Source organism: Tessaracoccus yangjingae, from assembly GCF_055326235.1.
The window spans coordinates 508057-526148 of record NZ_JBUZNN010000001.1 but is presented as its reverse complement, the minus strand read 5'-3'; the positions used below and the strand labels follow the sequence as shown (position 1 = coordinate 526148).

Sequence of the window (18092 nt, the reverse complement as noted above, 5' to 3'; positions counted from 1 at the left end):
AAGTCGCGGAGGGGTCCCTCCCGACTCTGCCAGGGCAGGCCCCATGGCGCCGACGATGCGCCGATCTGATTGGATGGCCGCGTGTTCATCGGGCTCGGGACGGTCGTCAACGTCATCACGGTTGTGGTGGGCGCCCTCGTCGGCATCGCGCTCGGCAACCGGATCCCCGAGAAGACGAAGGACACCGTCACCTCCGTGCTCGGCCTGGTCACCATGGTGCTCGGCGGCCTGTCGGTGGTGGCCATGGGATCGGACGCCCTTCAGGTGGAGGTCGACGGCGCCGCGATGCTCATCGTCCTGGCCTCGCTGCTGGTCGGCGCCCTGCTCGGGTCCTGGCTGCGCGTCGAGGACCGCCTCGAGCAGGGGGCCGCCTGGCTCCGCGGCCGTTTCACCGCCTCCGGCGACGCGGCACGCTTCGTCGACGGCATGGTCACCTCCACGCTCCTGTTCTGCGTGGGCCCCCTGGCCATCCTGGGCTCGCTGTCCGACGGGCTGGGCCGGGGCGCGGAGCAACTGCTGGTGAAGTCGGTCCTCGACGGATTCGCGGCCATGGCCTTCGCCTCCACGCTGGGCTGGGGCGTGCTCGCCTCCGCGGGCGCCGTCGCGCTCATCCAGGGCTCGCTCACCGCCGTCGGCTACTTCGCAGGAGACGTGCTGAGCACCGCCCAGGTGGACGCGTTGACGGCCACGGGCGGCGTCGTGCTGCTCGCGCTGGGCCTGCGGCTGCTCAACCTCAAGCAGATCCCGGTCGGGGACCTGCTGCCCGCGCTGCTGCTCGCGCCGCCGCTGGTCTCGCTCACCGCCACCCTGTTCTGAGGGTTAGCATCGCGGGCATGATCACGTTCGAGGACCACGGGCTGGGCGAGCGGCTGGCGGACTACCGGCAGACCTGGGATCTCCAGCGCAGCATGCACGACGAGGTCTCCGCCGGCGCTCCGGGGTGCGTCCTCTACGTGGAGCACTCTCCCGTCTACACCGCGGGGCGGCGCACCACCCCCGAGCAGCGGCCCCAGGACGGCACGCCGGTCATCGACGTGGACCGAGGTGGGCTCATCACCTACCACGGGCCGGGCCAGCTCGTCGGGTATCCGATCGTGCGGCTGCGCGAGGGCGTGGGGGTCGTGGACTACGTGCGCGCGCTCGAGACGGCGATCATCGACCTGCTCACCGGATACGGCCTGGAGTGCGGCCGCGTGGAGGGCCGCACCGGGGTGTGGCTCCCGGCCTCCGCGGGTAGGCCCGAGCGGAAGATCTGCGCCATCGGCGTCCGGGTGGCGAAGCGCACCACCATGCACGGCTTCGCGCTCAACGTGCTGAGCTCGGCAGAGCGGTTCAGCAACATCATCGCGTGCGGCATCACCGACGCGGGCGTGACCTCCATCGTCGAGGAGCTGGACGGCCGGTGGAGCGTCAAGGGTGTCGCCGACGACCTGCGCCCCCACCTCGCCCGGGCCTTGGAGCCCATCCTCGACTGATCACTCCACGGCGTGCTGCGGGGCACCCGCCCGCCACGACGAGAGCACCACGGCCCCCAGCAGCAGCGCTCCGCCCAGCAGCCCGGCCGGCCCGAGGCGCTCCCCCAGCACGAGGAACGCCAGCAGCGCCCCGGTCACCGGCTCCAGCAGGGCCACCATCACCCCCATGGTCGAGCTCTGCGTGCGCAGCCCGCGCAGGTAGGCGAGGTAGGCCACGGCGGACGGGATGAGCCCGAGCGCGGTCACCAGCGCGACGGTGGAGGGCGTCGGCTCGAACCACACCGGCTCGCCGCGCCAGAGCGCGAACGCCAGCACGGCCGCACCCGCGAGGAGGAAGGCGAGCGCGGAGCCGGTCGCGTCGTGGTAGTCGCCCACCGGCCGGGCACCCAGCAGGCTGATCACCGCGAACGCGGCGCCCGCCAGCAGCGCCAGGCCCGCGCCCTGCAGCGCGGCGGCCGGGGAGACGCCCGCCGGCGGTGCGCCCATGAACAGCAGCAGGCCGACGGCGGTGCACGCCAGCGCTGCGGCCAGGGAGCGCGTGAGCCGCTGCCGGCCCGTCACCAGGTCCACCACGAGCACCATCACGGGCGCGGACCCGACGGTGATCAGCGTCGCCACGGAGACCCCGAGGACGCCCACCGCGCTGAAGAACCCGAACTGGTAGACCGCGGAGCAGGCCGCCATCGCCGCGACCCTGCCCCACCCGGCCCGCGACCGCGGCCGGCGCACGCGGCCCGTCAGGACGACGGCGACGAGGAGGAGCAGGCCGCCCACGAGGATCCGGTAGCCGGCGACCGCGAGGAATCCCAGGCCCGAGGAGGCCGTCAGGAGGGTGCCGAGGGTGCCCGAGGTGCCCCAGGCCACTCCGGCGACCACCAGGGCCACGACGCCTGCGGCCGGGTGGGCGGGAGCCGTGAGCACCTGCTCACCCTATCCCGCCGACGACGGCGCCCCGGGCGGCAGCGGGTAGGCTGGGCCGGGTGACCGCAGTGCAGCCAGATGGACGCCGCCTCCTCCGCGTGGAGGCGAAGAACGCCGAGACCCCGATCGAGCGCAAGCCCAGTTGGATCCGCACCACGGCCAAGATGGGCCCCAACTACACGGACCTGCAGAACATCGTCAAGACCGGTGACCTGCACACGGTGTGCCAGGAGGCGGGCTGCCCCAACATCTACGAGTGCTGGGAGGACCGGGAGTCCACCTTCCTCATCGGCGGGGACCAGTGCACCCGTCGCTGCGACTTCTGCCAGATCGAGTCCGCCAAGCCGGACAACTACGACCCCTCCGAGCCGCTGCGCGTGGCCGCGTCGGTGAAGAAGATGGGGCTTCGCTACGCCACCGTCACCGGCGTCTGCCGCGACGACCTGCCGGACGAGGGCGCCTGGCTCTACGCCGAGACCATCCGACAGATCCACGCCCTCAACCCGGGCGTCGGCGTCGAGATGCTGGCGCCGGACTTCTCCGGCAAGGCCGAGCTGCTGCAGCAGCTGTTCGACGCCCGCCCCGAGGTGTTCGCGCACAACGTCGAGACGGTGCCGCGGATCTTCAAGCGCATTCGCCCGGGCTTCCGCTACGACCGCTCGTTGCGCGTGCTGACGATGTCGCGGCAGGCGGGCCTGGTCACCAAGTCCAACCTCATCCTCGGCATGGGCGAGACCCGCGAGGAGATCAGCCAGGCGCTGCGAGACCTGTACGACGCGGGCACCGAACTGATCACCATCACCCAATACCTGCGCCCCAACGCCACCCTCCACCCCATCGACAGGTGGGTCACCCCGGAGGAGTTCGAGGACCTGGCGGAGGAGGCCCGCGGGATCGGATATTCTGGCGTGCTGTCCGGGCCGTTGGTCCGCTCGTCGTACCGGGCGGGCCGCCTGTACCGGACGGCCATGGACGCCCGCGGCGCGGACGCCCGCATCACTATCGGCTGAGACGGAGAACCAGACATGGCCAGCGAGAGAGCCAAGGCGCTAGCTGAGAAGCAGAAGGCCGAGCTGAAGGCCGCCAAGGCGGCCAAGAAGAACTCCACGGACCCCAAGGACTGGGGCTGGTGGAAGCAGCTGCGGGAGACCTACAAGGTCACGGTGAAGTACGACAAGGCGCTGCCCTGGCTGATGCTGACCGGCTTCCTGGTCCCCTTCGCCGCCCTGCTGATCCTGGGCTTCGTGCTCAACGCCTGGCTGATCTGGGGCATGGTCGGCATCTCGGCGGGCCTGCTCGGCGCGCTGTCGGTGTTCACCTGGCGCGCGCGCAAGGCCGTTTACCGCCGCTTCGAGGGCCAGGCCGGCTCCGCCGAGGTGGCGCTGCAGATGCTGCCCAAGGGGTGGATCTCCACCCCCGTCATCACCGCCACCAGGAGCCTCGACGCCGTGCACCGCACGCTCGGCCCCGGCGGGCTGGTCCTCATCGGCGAGGGCGAGCCCGGCCGGCTGAAGCCGCTGCTGGCCGCGGAGAAGAAGAAGCACGAGCAGGTGGCCTACGGCGTCGACGTCACCGTCATCCAGATGGGCAAGAACGCCGGCCAGGTGCCGCTGGACCAGCTCGCGACCACCATCAAGAAGCTGCCCAAGAAGCTCACCCCGGCCAAGATCACCGAGGTCAACCAGCGCATCCGCGCCCTCGACGCGATGCGCCCCAAGGCCCCCATCCCGAAGGGCCCCATCCAGACGAAGGGCGCCCGGTCCGCCATGCGCGGCCGCTGACGGGTGGCGAATCTGGTCAACCTCGAGGCCGTCACGCACGGCTTCGGGACGCGCATCCTGCTCGATTCCGTCTCACTGGGCCTCGGCGCCGGCGAGGTGATCGGCGTGGTGGGCCGCAACGGGGACGGCAAGACCACCCTGCTGCGCATCCTCACCGGGGACCTTGTGCCTGATGCGGGCCGCGTCACGGTGGCCACCAACGCCTCGATCGGCGTGCTGACGCAGGCCACCGTCGGCGACGACGCCCAGACGGTGCGGGACTGGATCGTCGACGGCGAGCCGGACCACGTGTGGGCGGCGGACGCGGACAAGCGCGCCGTCGTCGAGGCCCTGATCGCCGACATGGAGCTCGACCGCCGGCTGGACACCCTGTCAGGCGGGGAGCGGCGGCGCGTCGGGCTGGTGGCGGTGCTGCTCGGCCACCACGACCTCATCGTCCTCGACGAGCCCACCAACCACCTCGACGTCGAGGCCATCGCGTTCCTCGCCACCCACCTGCAGGCACGCACCCGGGCGGGGCTGTCCATGCTGGTGGTCAGCCACGACCGCTGGTTCCTCGACGCCGTCTGCACCCGGATCTGGGAGGTGCACGACGGCGTGGTGGACGCCTACGACGGCGGCTACGCGGCCTACGTGCTGGCCAGGGTGGAGCGCAACCGGCAGGCCGCGGCCAACGAGTCGCGGCGCAAGAACCTGGCCCGCAAGGAGCTCGCCTGGCTGCGTCGCGGCGCCCCCGCGCGCACGTCGAAGCCGAAGTTCCGCATCGACGCGGCCAACGTGCTCATCGCCGACGAGCCGGAGCCGCGCGACAAGCTGGCGCTCCAGCAGTTCGCGGTCACCCGGTTGGGCAAGGACGTGTTCGACCTCATCAACGTGAGCTACGCCGTCGAGGACCGGACGCTGCTGGACCGGCTGACGTGGTCCATCGGGCCTGGAGACCGGATCGGGCTGGTCGGCGTCAACGGCGCAGGCAAGACCACGCTGCTGGACCTCCTCTCCGGGGACCGGGAGCCGCAGGGCGGAAAGATCAAGCGTGGCAAGACGCTGCGGCTGGCGTACCTGTCCCAGACCGTCGGCGAGCTCGACGACGAGGACCGGGTGCTGGACTCGGTCAAGCGGCTCAAGGAGGAGACGAAGCTCGCCACCGGGCGCGACGCCAGCGCGTCGTCCCTGCTGGAGGAGTTCGGATTCACCGGGGACAAGCTGGTGGCCCGCATCGGCGACCTCAGCGGCGGCGAGCGGCGGCGGCTGCAGTTCCTGCGGCTGCTCCTGGCCGAGCCCAACGTGATGATCCTCGACGAGCCCACCAACGACCTGGACATCGACACCCTCACCATCATCGAGGACTACCTCGACAGCTGGCCGGGCACCCTGATCGTCGTCAGCCACGACCGCTACTTCCTCGAGCGCATCACCGACTACACCTACGCGCTGCTGGGCGACGGGTCCTGCGCCCTGCTCCCGGGCGGGGTCGAGGAGTATCTGGAGCGCCGGGCCAGGTCGAAGGCCGCGTCGGCGCAGGCGCGGCGCTCGGGCGGCGCCCAGGCCGCCGTCGGCTCCGCGGACACGCCGAGGCCGGACGCGGCGGCGGAGCGGCAGCGCAAGAAGGACCTCACGCGGATCGAGGGCCAGCTGGAGAAGGTGGCCGCCGAGATCGAGCGCCTGCACGCCCAGATGGCCGAGGCCGCCACGGACTTCGCACGCCTGGCGGACCTGGACCGTCAGCTGAGGGACGCCGAGACCCGCAACGAGCGCCTCGAGGAAGCCTGGCTCGAGACGGCCGACTGACCCGTCGCCCGGGTCTCGCGTTGAGCCGATGGATGGGTTCGCGGCGCGGGTTGCGCTCGGGTCACGCGTGGGGCTGCCGTCGAACCCATCCATCGGCTCAACTTCTCCACATCGGCCGGTCGCAACTGTGGTGATGTCTGTCGGAGGGCGCCCCTAGGGTGGCGGCCATGTACCGCACCCTCGCCGTCGCCGGGTACCGCTCCCTGCGCGACCTGTCCGTCAGGCTCGGCCGTGTCACCGTCGTCACCGGGTCCAACGGGTCCGGCAAGTCGAGCCTGTACCGGTCGCTCAGGCTGCTGGCGGGCTGCGCGCTCGGGGATGCCGTCGGCTCGCTTGCCCGCGAGGGCGGCCTCAGCTCGGCGCTGTGGGCCGGGCCCGAGTCGCTGGCCGGCGCCCGCCGGGGGAACCCGGTGGAGGGCACGCGTCGCGCTGGTCCGGTGTCGCTGCGGCTGGGCATCGGCTCGGACGCGTTGTCCTACCTCATCGACCTCGGGCTGCCAGTGCCGGGCAACTCGGCCTTCGACAGGGACCCCGAGATCAAGCGCGAGGCCGCCTGGGCCGGGCCCGTGATGCGCCCGGGCACCATGGTCGCCAAGCGCCTCCGGGCCGCCGCCCTGGTCCGCGACGACGGTCCCTGGGCCGAGCTGCCGTTCACCCTCGCCCCGCACGCCTCGATGCTGGCGGACGTGCCCGAGCTGCGCCCCCTCCGCGACGACCTCGCCGCCTGGCGGTTCTACGACGCCCTCCGCACGGACGCCGACGCACCCTCCCGGCAGCCGCGCGTCGGCACCCGCACCTGGGCGCTGGCCTCCGACGGCTCGGACGTGGCCGCCGCGCTCCAGACCATCATCGAGCGCGGCAAAGAGCGGCTGCCCGAGTCCATCGCGGACGCGTTCCCAGGCAGCCGGATGGCGGTGGAGGTGCGCGACGGGGTGTTCGAGCTCACCCTCCAGCAGCCGGGGATGCTGCGCCCGCTGCGCGCCGCGGAGCTCTCCGACGGCACCCTGCGCTACCTCATGTGGCTGGCCGCCCTCCTGGCGCCGGTCCGGCCGCCCCTGATGGCGGTCAACGAGCCGGAGAACAGCCTGCACCCCAGCCTCATCCCGCCGCTCGCCCGGCTGATCGCCCGCGCGTCGGCGGACACGCAGATCGTCGTGGTCACGCACTCCCTCGCCCTCGTCGAGGAGCTCTCCGCCGCGGTCCCCGGGGAGGATCTGGAGGTGGTGGAGCTGCTGAAGGACCTGGGTGAGACGGTCGTCGAGGGGCAGGGGCTGCTCAGCCGGCCGCCGTGGGAGTGGGGCCGGCGCTGAGCGTCAGCGCCGGTTGACGACGACGGTGCCGAGCAGGATGTCGGTCAGCGCCCGGCGCTCGGCGCCGACCACCAGCGCGGGGATGACGAGGCACTTGAGCGCGGTGCGGACGACGGGGCGCCACCAGCCCAGCGGCTGGCCGTCCAACCGCGTGATGCCGATGCGCGCGATGAGCTGCCCGAATGAGCCGCCGGTGAGCGCGGTCAGGATGCTGGCCTCGACGAAGTAGACGGCCAGGATCATGAACGACTCCCACCCGGACCCGGTCATCACGTCGAACCCGAACAGGGCGATGGCCACGATCATGCTGGCGGCCCAGTCGCCGATCATGGCCGCCACCCTGGCGCGCCAGGAGGCCAGGGATCCGGCCCCGGACACGGGCAGGCCGATCGAGGAGCCGGGGTACTCAGCGGGGGTGGTGGTCACGGCCGCGAGCCTAGCAGCGGCCCGGGAGTCTGCCGTCGGCGAACGGTTTTGGCCGTTGCCGCAGCCGCATGACAGGGTGGAGCCATGCCTTTGCTCGTCGGTCGCCTGTGGGTGGACCTCTGCCGCGTCCAGGCCGGCGTCTGTCGCTGACCGCGCCCGTCCGGTTCCCACCCCCCAGCAAAGGAAACGCAACCCTCATGTCTACCGCCACGTCCGAACGCGCCGTCGAGGCGACGCCGCAGCCGCGCAAGCCCTTCTACACCCAGCTCAGCTTCCAGATCGTCGTGGGCCTCGTCGTCGGCCTGATCCTCGGGCTGATCGCCGTCGCCATCGGCCCCGCCGGCGAGGAGCGCAACTGGCTGGCCACCCTCCTCTACGAGGTGGGCAACGCCTACGTCAGCCTGCTCACCCTCCTCGTGGTGCCGCTCGTCGTCACCGCCGTCATCTCCTCCATCGCCCGGCTCCGCGAGGTGGCCAACGCCGCCCGGCTCGCCGTCCAGACCCTGGTCTGGTTCGCGATCACCGCGTTCGCCAGCGTGGTCGTGGGCATCGCCGTCGGCCTCATCTCCGCACCCTGGCTCACCGCCGGCGTCAACGGCGAGGCGGCCGCCGAGCCCAGCCGCGTCGGCTCGTGGTCGGCGTTCCTGCTCGGCCTGATCCCCTCGAACTTCCTCGGACTGGGCGTGCGGGTCTCCGGCGACGCCGAGGCGGGGTTCACAGCCGCCGCGAACTTCTCCGTGCTCCAGGTCCTCCTGATCTCGATCCTCTTCGGCATCGCGGCGGTCAAGGTGGGCGACAAGGCCGCACCGCTGGTGGGCTTCATGGAGTCGGCGCTGGCCGTCACCCAGAAGGTGCTGTGGTGGATCATCCGCCTCGCCCCCATCGGCACCGCCGCCCTCATCGGCAAGGCCGTGGCCACCTATGGGTGGAGCTCCCTGGCCTCGCTCGGGGCGTTCGTGGTGGCCCTCTACATCGGGCTGATCATCGTCTGGCTGGTGGTCTACCCCGCGATCCTCAAGCTGAACGGCCTCGGGGTCCGCCAGTTCTACCGCAACGTGTGGCCGGCCATCTCGCTCGGCTTCGTGACCCGCTCGTCGATGGGCACCATGCCGGTCACCGAGCAGGTGGTGGAGCGGAACCTCGGCGTGGCCCGCCAGTACGCGAGCTTCGCCGTGCCGCTGGGCGCCACCACCAAGATGGACGGCTGCGCCGCGGTGTTCCCGGCGCTCGCCGCGATCTTCGTGGCCCAGTTCTACGGCATCGACCTCAACGTCACCCACTACCTGCTCATCGCGTTCGTCGCCGTGCTGGGCTCGTCGGCCACCGCGGGCACCACCGGCGCGACGGTGATGCTCACGCTGACCCTGTCCACCCTCGGCCTGCCGCTGGCCGGGGTGGGCCTCCTGCTGGCGGTCGAGCCCATCGTCGACATGGGCCGCACCGCGCTCAACGTCACCGGCCAGGCGCTGGTGGCCGCGATCGTCGGCAAGCGAGAGGGCATCCTCGACCAGGACACCTACGACGCCGAGCCCGTGTTCAGCGCCTGATCCCACCCTCCGACGCCCCGCCCTCCCCCGAGGCGCGGGGCGTCGGCGCGTCTGCCCGCCCCCGGGCCCCCGACCACCCGGCCGGGAGTAGATTCCAGACCATGGCGCATCCAGCCGCAGAGGCCCGCGGCCTCGTCGTCCACCGGGCCAGGAACGAGATCCTGCACGGCGTGGACCTCACCCTTCCGCCCGGCTCCGTCACCGGGCTCTTCGGCCCGTCCGGGTGCGGGAAGACCACCCTGATGCGCGCCATGGTGGGCGTGCAGCGGATCACGTCGGGCACCCTCACCCTGCTGGGGCTGCCCGCCGGGCACCCGCAGCTCCGCCGTCGGGTCTCGTACACCAGCCAGTCGCTCAGCATCTACCGCGACATCTCGGTCCGCGCGAACGTGCTCCTGTTCGCCCGCCTGCACGGCATGCCCGACGCGCACGCCGACGAGGCCATCGCCTACGTGGAGCTGTCCCCGCTGGCCAACCGCCGCGTGGAGACGCTGTCGGGCGGCGAGGCGAGCCGGGCGTCGCTGGCGTGCGCCCTGGTCGGCCGGCCCGAGGTGCTGATCCTCGACGAGCCGACGGTGGGGCTGGACCCCCTGACGCGGGAGTCGCTCTGGGAGCACTTCCGGGCGCTGGCCCGCGGCGGGACCACGCTGCTGGTCTCGAGCCATGTGATGGACGAGGCCAGCCGCTGCGACTCCGTCCTGCTGATGCGCGACGGCCACTTCCTCGCCAGCGGCCCCATGGCCGACCTGCAGGCGGCCACCGGCGCCGCCACGCCCGAGGCGGCGTTCCTCACGCTCGTCCGGCGGGAGGCGGCGGCATGAGCGCGCCCCTGCATGCCGGCGCCCCGATCGAGGTCGCCCCCGCGGCAGTCAGGCCGGCGCACGGCGCGGGCGCCCCGAGGCACGCCGTCGACCGCGGCCGGGTGGCACCGCTGGCCACCGTCGCCCGGATCCTCGCCCAGCTGCACGCCGACCCGCGCACCATCGGCCTGGTGATGTTCCTCCCCCTGGTTTTCATCTCGCTGCTGTACTTCGTGATGATCGATCTGCCGACCCCGCCCGGGCAGGACCCCGCGTTCGACCAGATCGGCCCCACGATGCTCGCGGTGCTGCCCATGATGCTGATGTTCCTGGTCACGTCCATCGCGATGCTGAGGGAGCGCACCACCGGCACGCTGGAACGGCTGCTCACCACGCCGCTCAGTCGCTGGAACCTGCTGTCCTCCTACGGCCTGGTGTTCGGCCTGCTCGGGGTGGCGCAGGCCTCCCTGCTGGCCACCTTCGTGCTCGGGGTCTACGGCGTGGACATCGAGGGGCCCATCTGGGCCTTGCTCGTCGTCGCGCTGCTCGACGCCCTGGTGGGGGTGTCCTTCGGGCTGCTGGCCAGCGCCTTCGCGCGCACGGAGTTCCAGGCCGTGCAGTTCATGCCGCTGTTCATCGGCCCGCAGATCTTCCTGTGCGGGCTGTTCGCCCCCGTCGACCACATGCCCGACGCGCTGGCGGCGTTCGCCCGCATCCTGCCCATGACGTGGGCCGCGGACGCCGTCCTGGACATCACCGCCAACGCCGAGGTGTCCTCGCAGACCTGGGTGGGCATCGGCCTGCTGGCCGCGCTCGTCGTGGGGATGCTCGTGCTGGCGTCCGCGTCGATGCCCCGGCAGACCCGCTGAGTCCCCCGGCCAGGTCCCGTCCGGAAAAGCTGTAACAGCGCTGTTACCTTCCGGCAACTGCCGGGCAAAGATCTACCCGTAGCGTGTGCCTCACCACATCGACACGTTAGGAATGACACGCCCATGTTCCAAGGCGCAGACGACCTGCTGGCTTACATCAAGGAAGAAGGCATCGAGACAGTCGACGTCCGCTTCTGCGACCTGCCCGGGGTCATGCAGCACTTCACCGTTCCGGCTTCAGCCTTCGGCCGCGAGGTCTTCGAGGACGGGCTCAACTTCGACGGCTCGTCGATCACGGGCTTCCAGAAGATCCACGAGTCGGACATGTCGCTGTTCCCCGACCCGACGACGGCCTACGTGGACCCGTTCCGCAAGTCGAAGACCATCAACGTCAACTTCTTCGTGCACGACCCGCTGACGAAGGAGCCCTACTCCCGCGACCCGCGCAACATCGCGCGCAAGGCGCAGGCGTTCCTCTCCTCCACCGGGATCGGCGACACCGCCTTCTTCGCCCCCGAGGCCGAGTTCTACGTGTTCGACGACATCCGCTTCGAGACCTCGTCGAACTCGTCGTACTACCACATCGACTCCGAGGCGGGCGCCTGGAACACGGGCCGTGTCGAGGACGGCGGCAACCGCGGCTACAAGGTCACCTACAAGGGCGGCTACTTCCCGGTTGCCCCCGTGGACCACTTCGGTGACCTCCGCGACGACATCGTGCGCCACATGGAGGCCGCGGGCCTCGAGGTCGAGCGCGCGCACCACGAGGTGGGCACCGCCGGCCAGGCCGAGATCAACTGGCGCTTCGACACGCTGCTGAAGTCCGCCGACGACGTGATGAAGTTCAAGTACCTCGTCAAGAACACCGCCTGGCAGGCCGGCAAGACCGCCACCTTCATGCCGAAGCCCATCTTCGGCGACAACGGCTCCGGCATGCACTGCCACCAGTCCATCTGGAACGAGGGCGTGCCGCTGTTCTACGACGAGAACGGCTACGCCGGCCTCTCCGACATGGCCCGCTACTACATCGGCGGCCTGCTCAAGCACGCCCCGGCGCTGCTGGCGTTCACCAACCCGTCGGTGAACTCCTACCACCGCCTGGTCCCCGGCTTCGAGGCCCCGGTCAACCTGGTCTACTCGCAGCGCAACCGCTCGGCCTGCATCCGCATCCCGATCACGGGCTCCAACCCGAAGGCCAAGCGCATCGAGTTCCGCTGCCCCGACCCGTCGTCGAACCCGTACCTGGCGTTCGCGGCCATGCTGCTCGCCGGCATCGACGGCATCCAGAACCGCATCGAGCCCATGGCCCCGATCGACAAGGACCTCTACGAGCTGCCCCCGGACGAGCACGCGCAGGTTCCCACCGTTCCCGGCTCGCTCGGCTCGGTGCTCGACGCCCTCGAGGCGGACCACGAGTTCCTCCTCGCCGGCGACGTGTTCACCCCGGACCTCATCGAGACGTGGATCGAGCTCAAGCGCGCCGAGATCCAGGCCATCGCGATGCGCCCCCACCCGCACGAGTTCGAGCTGTACTACGCGCTCTGAGCCCAGCCGAGACAGTGGCCCCCGTTCCTGCACCGCAGGGGCGGGGGCCACTGCCGTGTTTGGATGCACCCCCGGCATCAACCGTTCGACGGACCCCGCGACACTCCACTGCCTGAATCGCGTCCCTAGGATTGCCCCGTGTCAAAGACCCGTCTCGCGCGCATCCTCATCCCCGTCGCCCTCATCCTGATCTGGCTCACCGGCACTGCCGTGGGCGGCCCCTACTTCGGCCGCATCGAGGAGGTGGCCACGAACGACCAGGCCACCTTCCTCCCCACCAACGCCGAGGCCACCGTGGTGGGCGAGCGCTACCTGGACTTCGTCGACACCTCGACCATTCCGGCCATCGTGATCTTCACGTCGGACGAGGCGCTGACCCCGGATGACCTGACGGCGCTCGGCGAGAAGACCGCCTCCCTGGCCGACATCGAAGGGGTCGAGAGCGTCTCGCCGCTGATCGAGTCCGAGGACGGCAAGGCCGCCCAGGCGTTCGCCGGCGTCGATTCCGACTCACCGATCGCCGAGGTGGTCGAGGAACTACGCGCCGAGCTGGAGTCAGACCTGCCCGACGGCCTGACCCACTTCGTCACCGGCCCGGCCGGGTTCACCGCGGACATCACGGCGGCCTTCGGCGGCATCGACGGCCTGCTGTTGGCCGTGACACTGGCCGTGGTGCTGGTGATCCTGCTGGTGGTCTACCGCTCGCTCATCCTGCCGTTCGCCGTGCTGTTCACCAGCGTCTCGGCCCTCGCCGTCGCGCTTCTGGCGAACTGGTGGCTGGCCAAGGCAGAGATCGTCACGCTGACCGGGCAGACGCAGGGCATCCTGTTCATCCTCGTCATCGGCGCGGCCACGGACTACTCGCTGCTGTACACCGCGCGGTACGCGGAGGAGCTGAAGCGGCGCGCCTCGAAGGCTGACGCCACGCGCGCCGCACTCAAGGGCGTGATCGAGCCGGTGCTGGCCTCCGGCGGCACCGTCATCGCCGGCCTGATGTGCCTGCTGCTGAGCGACCTCGGCTCCAGCCGTTCGCTTGGCCCCGTCGCCGCGATCGGCATCATCTTCGCGATGCTCGGCGCGCTCACGCTGCTGCCCAGCATGCTGTTCCTCATGGGCCGCGCCTCCTACTGGCCGCGCCGCCCCCGCTTCGACCCCAACCGCGGCGACGACGCCCAGATGACCACCGGCATCTACGCCAAGGCGGCCGGTCTGGTGTCGCGGCGTCCCCGCACGGTGTGGATCGTGTGCGCCATCGCCCTGGCCGCGGGCGCCGCGTTCGTGCCCACGCTGAAGGCCGACGGCGTGCCGCCGAGCGAGTTCGTGCTCGGCGCCTCGGAGGCCCGCGACGGCCAGGCGGCCCTCGCCGAGCACTTCCCCGCCGGCTCCGGCAGCCCGGCCCGCGTCCTGACCGACGAGGACCGGCTCCAGGAGGTCACCGACCTCCTGCTGGCCAACGACGGAGTGGACTCCGTCTCCGTGGTCGCGGCAGACTCCCCCGCCGGCACCGCCCCCGTCACGGCCGACGGCATCCAGCCGCTCGGCCCGCCCGGGACGCCCGCCCCCGCCGCCACCGTCAGCGACGGCCAGGTCATGCTGCTCGCCACCCTGACGGACGCCGCAGACAGCGACGAGGCATCCGAGACGGTGCGCGACCTCCGCGCGGAGCTCGACGGCGCCGCCCAGATCGGCGGCGAGACCGCCACCAACGTCGACACCCGCGACACGTCGATCCGGGACCGCAACGTCATCATCCCGATCGTGCTCCTGGTGATCCTGGTGATCCTCATCATCCTGCTGCGCAGCATCCTGGCGCCCGTGCTGTTGATCCTCACCACCGTGCTGTCCTTCGGCACCGCCCTGGGCACCGCCGCGCTGGTGTTCAACCACGTGCTGAACCTGCCGGGCGCCGACCCGTCGGTGCCGCTCTACGGCTTCGTGTTCCTGGTGGCGCTGGGCATCGACTACAACATCTTCCTGATGACCCGCGTCAGGGAGGAGTCGCTGATCCACGGCACCCGCGAGGGCATCAAGCGCGGCCTGGCCGTCACCGGCGGCGTGATCACGTCGGCCGGCCTGGTGCTGGCCGCGACCTTCGCGGCCCTGGCCGTGCTGCCCATCCTGTTCCTGCTGCAGCTGGCCTTCATCGTGGCGTTCGGCGTGCTCATCGACACCTTCCTGGTGCGCACGCTGCTGGTGCCGGCCCTGGCCTACGACATCGGCCCAGCTGTGTGGTGGCCGGCGAAGCTCAAGTCGGACCAGGAGCTCCACGCTCAGACCGACTGAACCTCGACCCCTCGCCGGCGCGTTCTCTCCCAGCCACTCCCACCCATGACGGCGGCTGCGCGCAGGGATGCGCGAGGTGCGCAGGAGGGTGGGTGACGGGAGGGCGGCTAGGCGCAGGGATGCCCAGCCCGAGGGGCACCCAGAGGAACCCGCCTGAAGCAGGCTTGAGCCAGGGCCGCCCTGCCGGCGCACGCCCGGAGGGGACCACGCCATGGGCAGACGAGTGACGGGAGACGTGAGACGAGGCCCGGGCGGCCTCAACTACCCGACCACAGCCCAGCACGCGGCCGACAAGCAGGCGGTGGACACGGGCCGCACGGGCCTCGACTCAGGGCTCCCGGCACCCGGAGCGGGAACCGCGACCCGGTCCATGGACAGGCGTACGTCGGTTGGTTTCGGCGCGGGCTGGGCCGCTTCGCGGCTCGGCCCGGCTCAACCCAAGTCGACACGCGCGGAGCCGCAGGCGGCTCGGCGCGGCTCAACCAGCGGGAAGGGCCGCCGAAGCTCAGAGCTCGACGAGGGTGCGGCCGTGGCGCTGTCCGGCGAGGAGGTCCTCACCGGCGGCGATCACGCCGTCGAGGCCGACCCGGGTGGTCATCGCGTCCAGCAGGTCCACGTCGACTCCCCGCGACAGCACACGCCACGCGTCGGCACGGTCCTCCATGTCCGCCCACACCGAATCGATCCCCGCCAGCGTGACCCCGCGCAGGATGAACGGCAGCACGCTGGCCGGCAGCTCGGCGGAGCCCGCCAGCCCGCAGGCGGCGACCACCCCGTGGGGCTGGGTCTGCGCGATGGCGTTGGCGAGCGTCTGGCCGCCGACCGAGTCGATCACGCCGCCGTAGACGGCCTTCTGCACGGGGCGGCCCGGGTCCGCCAGGGCCTCGCGCGGCAGGACAGTGTCCGCCCCCAGCTCACGCAGGTAGTCGCCCAGCTCGTCGGGGCGCCCGGTGACCGCCGCGACCCCGAATCCCGCCGACGCCAACAGCATCGTCGCGATCGACCCCACGCCGCCCGTCGCCCCGGTCACCAGCACCGGCCCGGCGTCCGGGGTGACCCCCTCCATGACGAGCCGCAGCACGGCCAACGCGGCCGTGTAGCCGGCGGTGCCGAGGGCGGCCGCCCGCTCCGGGGTGAGCCCGTCGGGGATCCGGACGGCGAGGTCCGCGTCTGCGCGGGCGAGGTCGGCGTAACCACCGTGCCGGCTCTCGGACAGGCCGGCGCCGTTGAGGACGAGCCATTCGCCCGGGTTCCAGCGCTCGTCCGGCGACTCGACGACGCGGCCCACCATGTCGATGCCTGCGATGAGCGGCCGCTGCCGCACCACCCCGGGCCTGCCGGTCACGGCCAGGGCGTCCTTGTAGTTGAGGTCGGAGTACACCACCTCGACGAGGACCCCCTCGTCGCTCAGCAGCTCCTCGCAGCCCTCCTCGAGGGCCACCCCGTCATCCCGCACCACGATTCCGCGCATGGCCACCACCCTAGGCGAGATCCACGTACGGGTTCGCCGGGGCCTGCTCGATGACGCCCACCTCGACGAGGAAGTCGGCCATCCGCCCGAACGCCGCGGTGTCGAGCGACACGTCGACCTTCCCGTCCCTGGTCCAGAGTCCTGTGGTCGCCTCCAGCACCTTCGCGGCGGACTCCCGCTGCGCCGGGTCGGCGAGCGCGGGCACCTGCTCGGCGGTGGCGTCCAGCGCGGCCTCCGGATCCGCGATCACGGCCTCCTGCGCCTCCCGCATGCCGGCCGCGACAGCCGCCAGCACGTCGTCGGACACCTCGGTGCCGACGGTGACGAGGCTCGGCCCCACCAGGCGCGGCGACGCCGGATCCGAGATGGGGATCGAGATCACCTGCTCCCCCTGCGCCTGGAGCTGAACCAGCTCGTTGTTGCGGAAGCCCATGATGAAGTCCACCTGCCGGGCGGCCAGCGCCGAAAGCTGCGTGTAGCCGATGTCCATCAGCTTCACGTCCGCCTCGGTGAGCCCCGCCTCGTGCATCGCGGCCAGCGCCGCGTAGTAGCTGGACCCGAAGTGGCCGGGGATGCCGAGGCTCCGGCCGGCGAGCACCGCCAGGCCCTCCTCGGCCGAGAGGCCGAGTCCGGCGCCGCCCATCACCTCGAGCGGGTAGGTCTGGTAGCTGGTGGCGAACGTGCGCAGGTCCTGGCCGTTGGCCGCGGCCACCATGGCCTCGTCGGCGGAGGCGAACACGACGTGCTCCTCGCGGGCCAGCACGGCGCCGAACACGTCCTCCTGCTGGCCGTGGTGCCGCAGCGTCACGTCGAGCCCCTGCTTGGCGAACAGCCCCTCCCTCACGCCGAGGTAGAAGGCGCTGAACTGCACGTTGGGGATGTAGGTGAGGCCAACGGTGAGCACGCCGTCGGCGAGCATGCTCCCGCTGGGCGTGGGTGTGGGGGTGGTCTGCGGCCCGGCCGAGCAGGCGGCGAGTCCCGTGGCGCCGGCGACGGCGAGGCCGCCGAGGATGAGGGAACGTCGGGTGATCATGTGGATTCTCCTTGGAGTCGGGCGACCGCGGCGCGTTCTGCGACGTGGACGAGGCCGTGCAGGGTGAGGGAGGTGAGGCTGATCCAGGCGACGACGGCGAACAGCCCCGCCGTGTCGGCCGCCTCCCGGGTGAGGGTGAGGAGCGTGCCGAGGCCGGCTCCGCCCATCACGAGTTCGCCGACGACGGCGCCGGTCATGGTGAGCACCACGCCGCCGCGGACGCCGGCGAGGATGGCGGGGGCCGCCATGGGGCCCTCGACGTGCCACAGCCGCTGCCGGGCCGAGGCGCCGTCGAGGAGCGCGTTCTCGACCACGCGCATGTCGAGGGACCGGAGCCCCACGACGGTGGTGGTCACCATGGGGAAGAACGCGATGATGGCGCACAGCACGGCGATCGGCACGGTGCCGTAGCCGATCCACAGCACCAGCAGCGGCGCGATGGCCACGAGCGGGACGGTCTGCGAGACGGCGACGAACGGCTCGATCACCGCGGCCAGCAGCCGCGAGTGCGTGATCACGATCCCCAGCGGGATGGCCACGGCGACGGCGAGGACTGCGCCGAGCAGCGCGGCACCCAGGGTGGGCGCCAGGTAGCGCAACGCCACGCCTGTGGTGGCCTGGGTGACCATGCGCGAGACGACGTCGACCGGGTTGGGCAGGTACAGGGGGGCGATCAGGCCGGTGGCGGTGACGCCCCACCAGAGGAGCAGCACGACGGCGAACGCCGCCATTGTGGTCTTCCACCGCCCAGCGGTGGGCCTGGTGCGGGCGGGGTAGGCGGACCACACGCCGAGATGCGCGAGTGTGCGCGCCCGCCGCCGCTCCTGGATGGTCATCGTCCCG

Annotated in this window: 16 protein-coding genes; 11 read left to right on the top strand and 5 right to left on the bottom strand. The window is 71.6% G+C overall.

What is annotated here, in order from left to right:
* Window positions 1-81: 81 nt before the first annotated feature.
* Window positions 82-816 carry a DUF554 domain-containing protein gene (locus ACZK5D_RS02470; protein WP_463664112.1) on the top strand — a complete coding sequence of 245 codons (735 nt, stop codon included), beginning with the start codon at window positions 82-84 and terminating at the stop codon, window positions 814-816.
* A gap of 17 nt (window positions 817-833) precedes the next feature.
* Window positions 834-1475 (top strand): lipoyl(octanoyl) transferase LipB, encoded by a 642-nt coding sequence (gene lipB / locus ACZK5D_RS02465; protein ID WP_463664111.1) that lies wholly within the window; start codon window positions 834-836, stop codon window positions 1473-1475.
* Here lipB and ACZK5D_RS02460 read toward each other — a convergent pair whose 3' ends face one another.
* On the bottom strand, window positions 1476-2396 hold the full coding sequence (locus tag ACZK5D_RS02460) for a DMT family transporter (protein WP_463664110.1): 921 nt from the start codon (window positions 2394-2396) through the stop codon (window positions 1476-1478). It lies immediately after the preceding gene.
* A 59-nt stretch (window positions 2397-2455) separates the two neighbouring features.
* On the opposite strand from ACZK5D_RS02460, the gene ACZK5D_RS02455 reads away from it, so the two are divergent.
* The 4 genes from ACZK5D_RS02455 to ACZK5D_RS02440 all read left to right on the top strand — a co-directional run bounded on the left by ACZK5D_RS02455 (window position 2456) and on the right by ACZK5D_RS02440 (window position 7275).
* Window positions 2456-3406 (top strand): lipoyl synthase, encoded by a 951-nt coding sequence (locus tag ACZK5D_RS02455; RefSeq protein WP_458994448.1) that lies wholly within the window; start codon window positions 2456-2458, stop codon window positions 3404-3406.
* 15 nt (window positions 3407-3421) lie between these two features.
* Window positions 3422-4177 (top strand): DUF4191 domain-containing protein, encoded by a 756-nt coding sequence (locus ACZK5D_RS02450; RefSeq protein ID WP_458994449.1) that lies wholly within the window; start codon window positions 3422-3424, stop codon window positions 4175-4177.
* A 3-nt stretch (window positions 4178-4180) separates the two neighbouring features.
* A complete protein-coding gene (locus ACZK5D_RS02445) occupies window positions 4181-5965 on the top strand; it encodes an ABC-F family ATP-binding cassette domain-containing protein (protein WP_463664109.1) in 1785 nt (594 codons plus the stop codon).
* Between the two features lie 167 nt (window positions 5966-6132).
* Entirely contained in the window at window positions 6133-7275 is a 1143-nt protein-coding gene (locus ACZK5D_RS02440; RefSeq protein WP_463664108.1) for an AAA family ATPase, read from the top strand.
* A gap of 3 nt (window positions 7276-7278) precedes the next feature.
* Here ACZK5D_RS02440 and ACZK5D_RS02435 read toward each other — a convergent pair whose 3' ends face one another.
* Entirely contained in the window at window positions 7279-7701 is a 423-nt protein-coding gene (locus tag ACZK5D_RS02435) for an RDD family protein (RefSeq protein ID WP_458994452.1), read from the bottom strand.
* Window positions 7702-7898: 197 nt separating this feature from the next.
* Here ACZK5D_RS02435 and ACZK5D_RS02430 point away from each other — a divergent pair, with 197 nt between their 5' ends.
* The 5 genes from ACZK5D_RS02430 (at window position 7899) to ACZK5D_RS02410 (ending at window position 14745) form a co-directional block, all read left to right on the top strand.
* Window positions 7899-9248 carry a dicarboxylate/amino acid:cation symporter gene (locus tag ACZK5D_RS02430; RefSeq protein ID WP_463664107.1) on the top strand — a complete coding sequence of 450 codons (1350 nt, stop codon included), beginning with the start codon at window positions 7899-7901 and terminating at the stop codon, window positions 9246-9248.
* A gap of 101 nt (window positions 9249-9349) precedes the next feature.
* Window positions 9350-10069 carry an ABC transporter ATP-binding protein gene (locus tag ACZK5D_RS02425; protein WP_463664106.1) on the top strand — a complete coding sequence of 240 codons (720 nt, stop codon included), beginning with the start codon at window positions 9350-9352 and terminating at the stop codon, window positions 10067-10069.
* Window positions 10066-10917 carry an ABC transporter permease gene (locus tag ACZK5D_RS02420; RefSeq protein ID WP_458994455.1) on the top strand — a complete coding sequence of 284 codons (852 nt, stop codon included), beginning with the start codon at window positions 10066-10068 and terminating at the stop codon, window positions 10915-10917. Before ACZK5D_RS02425 ends, ACZK5D_RS02420 begins: the two co-directional genes overlap by 4 nt.
* 123 nt (window positions 10918-11040) lie before the next feature.
* The gene (gene glnA / locus ACZK5D_RS02415; protein ID WP_458994456.1) at window positions 11041-12462 is read left to right on the top strand and encodes a type I glutamate--ammonia ligase; all 1422 of its coding nucleotides are present in this window, start codon (window positions 11041-11043) and stop codon (window positions 12460-12462) included.
* Window positions 12463-12600: 138 nt separating this feature from the next.
* Window positions 12601-14745 (top strand): MMPL family transporter, encoded by a 2145-nt coding sequence (locus ACZK5D_RS02410; RefSeq protein WP_463664105.1) that lies wholly within the window; start codon window positions 12601-12603, stop codon window positions 14743-14745.
* Between the two features lie 505 nt (window positions 14746-15250).
* Here ACZK5D_RS02410 and ACZK5D_RS02405 read toward each other — a convergent pair.
* From ACZK5D_RS02405 to ACZK5D_RS02395, 3 genes are read right to left on the bottom strand one after another with little or no spacing between them, the layout of a single operon-like run.
* On the bottom strand, window positions 15251-16216 hold the full coding sequence (locus ACZK5D_RS02405) for an MDR family oxidoreductase (RefSeq protein WP_463664104.1): 966 nt from the start codon (window positions 16214-16216) through the stop codon (window positions 15251-15253).
* 10 nt (window positions 16217-16226) lie between these two features.
* Window positions 16227-17249 carry an ABC transporter substrate-binding protein gene (locus ACZK5D_RS02400; RefSeq protein ID WP_463664103.1) on the bottom strand — a complete coding sequence of 341 codons (1023 nt, stop codon included), beginning with the start codon at window positions 17247-17249 and terminating at the stop codon, window positions 16227-16229.
* Entirely contained in the window at window positions 17246-18085 is an 840-nt protein-coding gene (locus ACZK5D_RS02395; RefSeq protein WP_463664102.1) for an ABC transporter permease, read from the bottom strand. The genes ACZK5D_RS02400 and ACZK5D_RS02395 overlap by 4 nt, the downstream gene beginning before the upstream one ends.
* Window positions 18086-18092 lie beyond the last annotated feature (7 nt).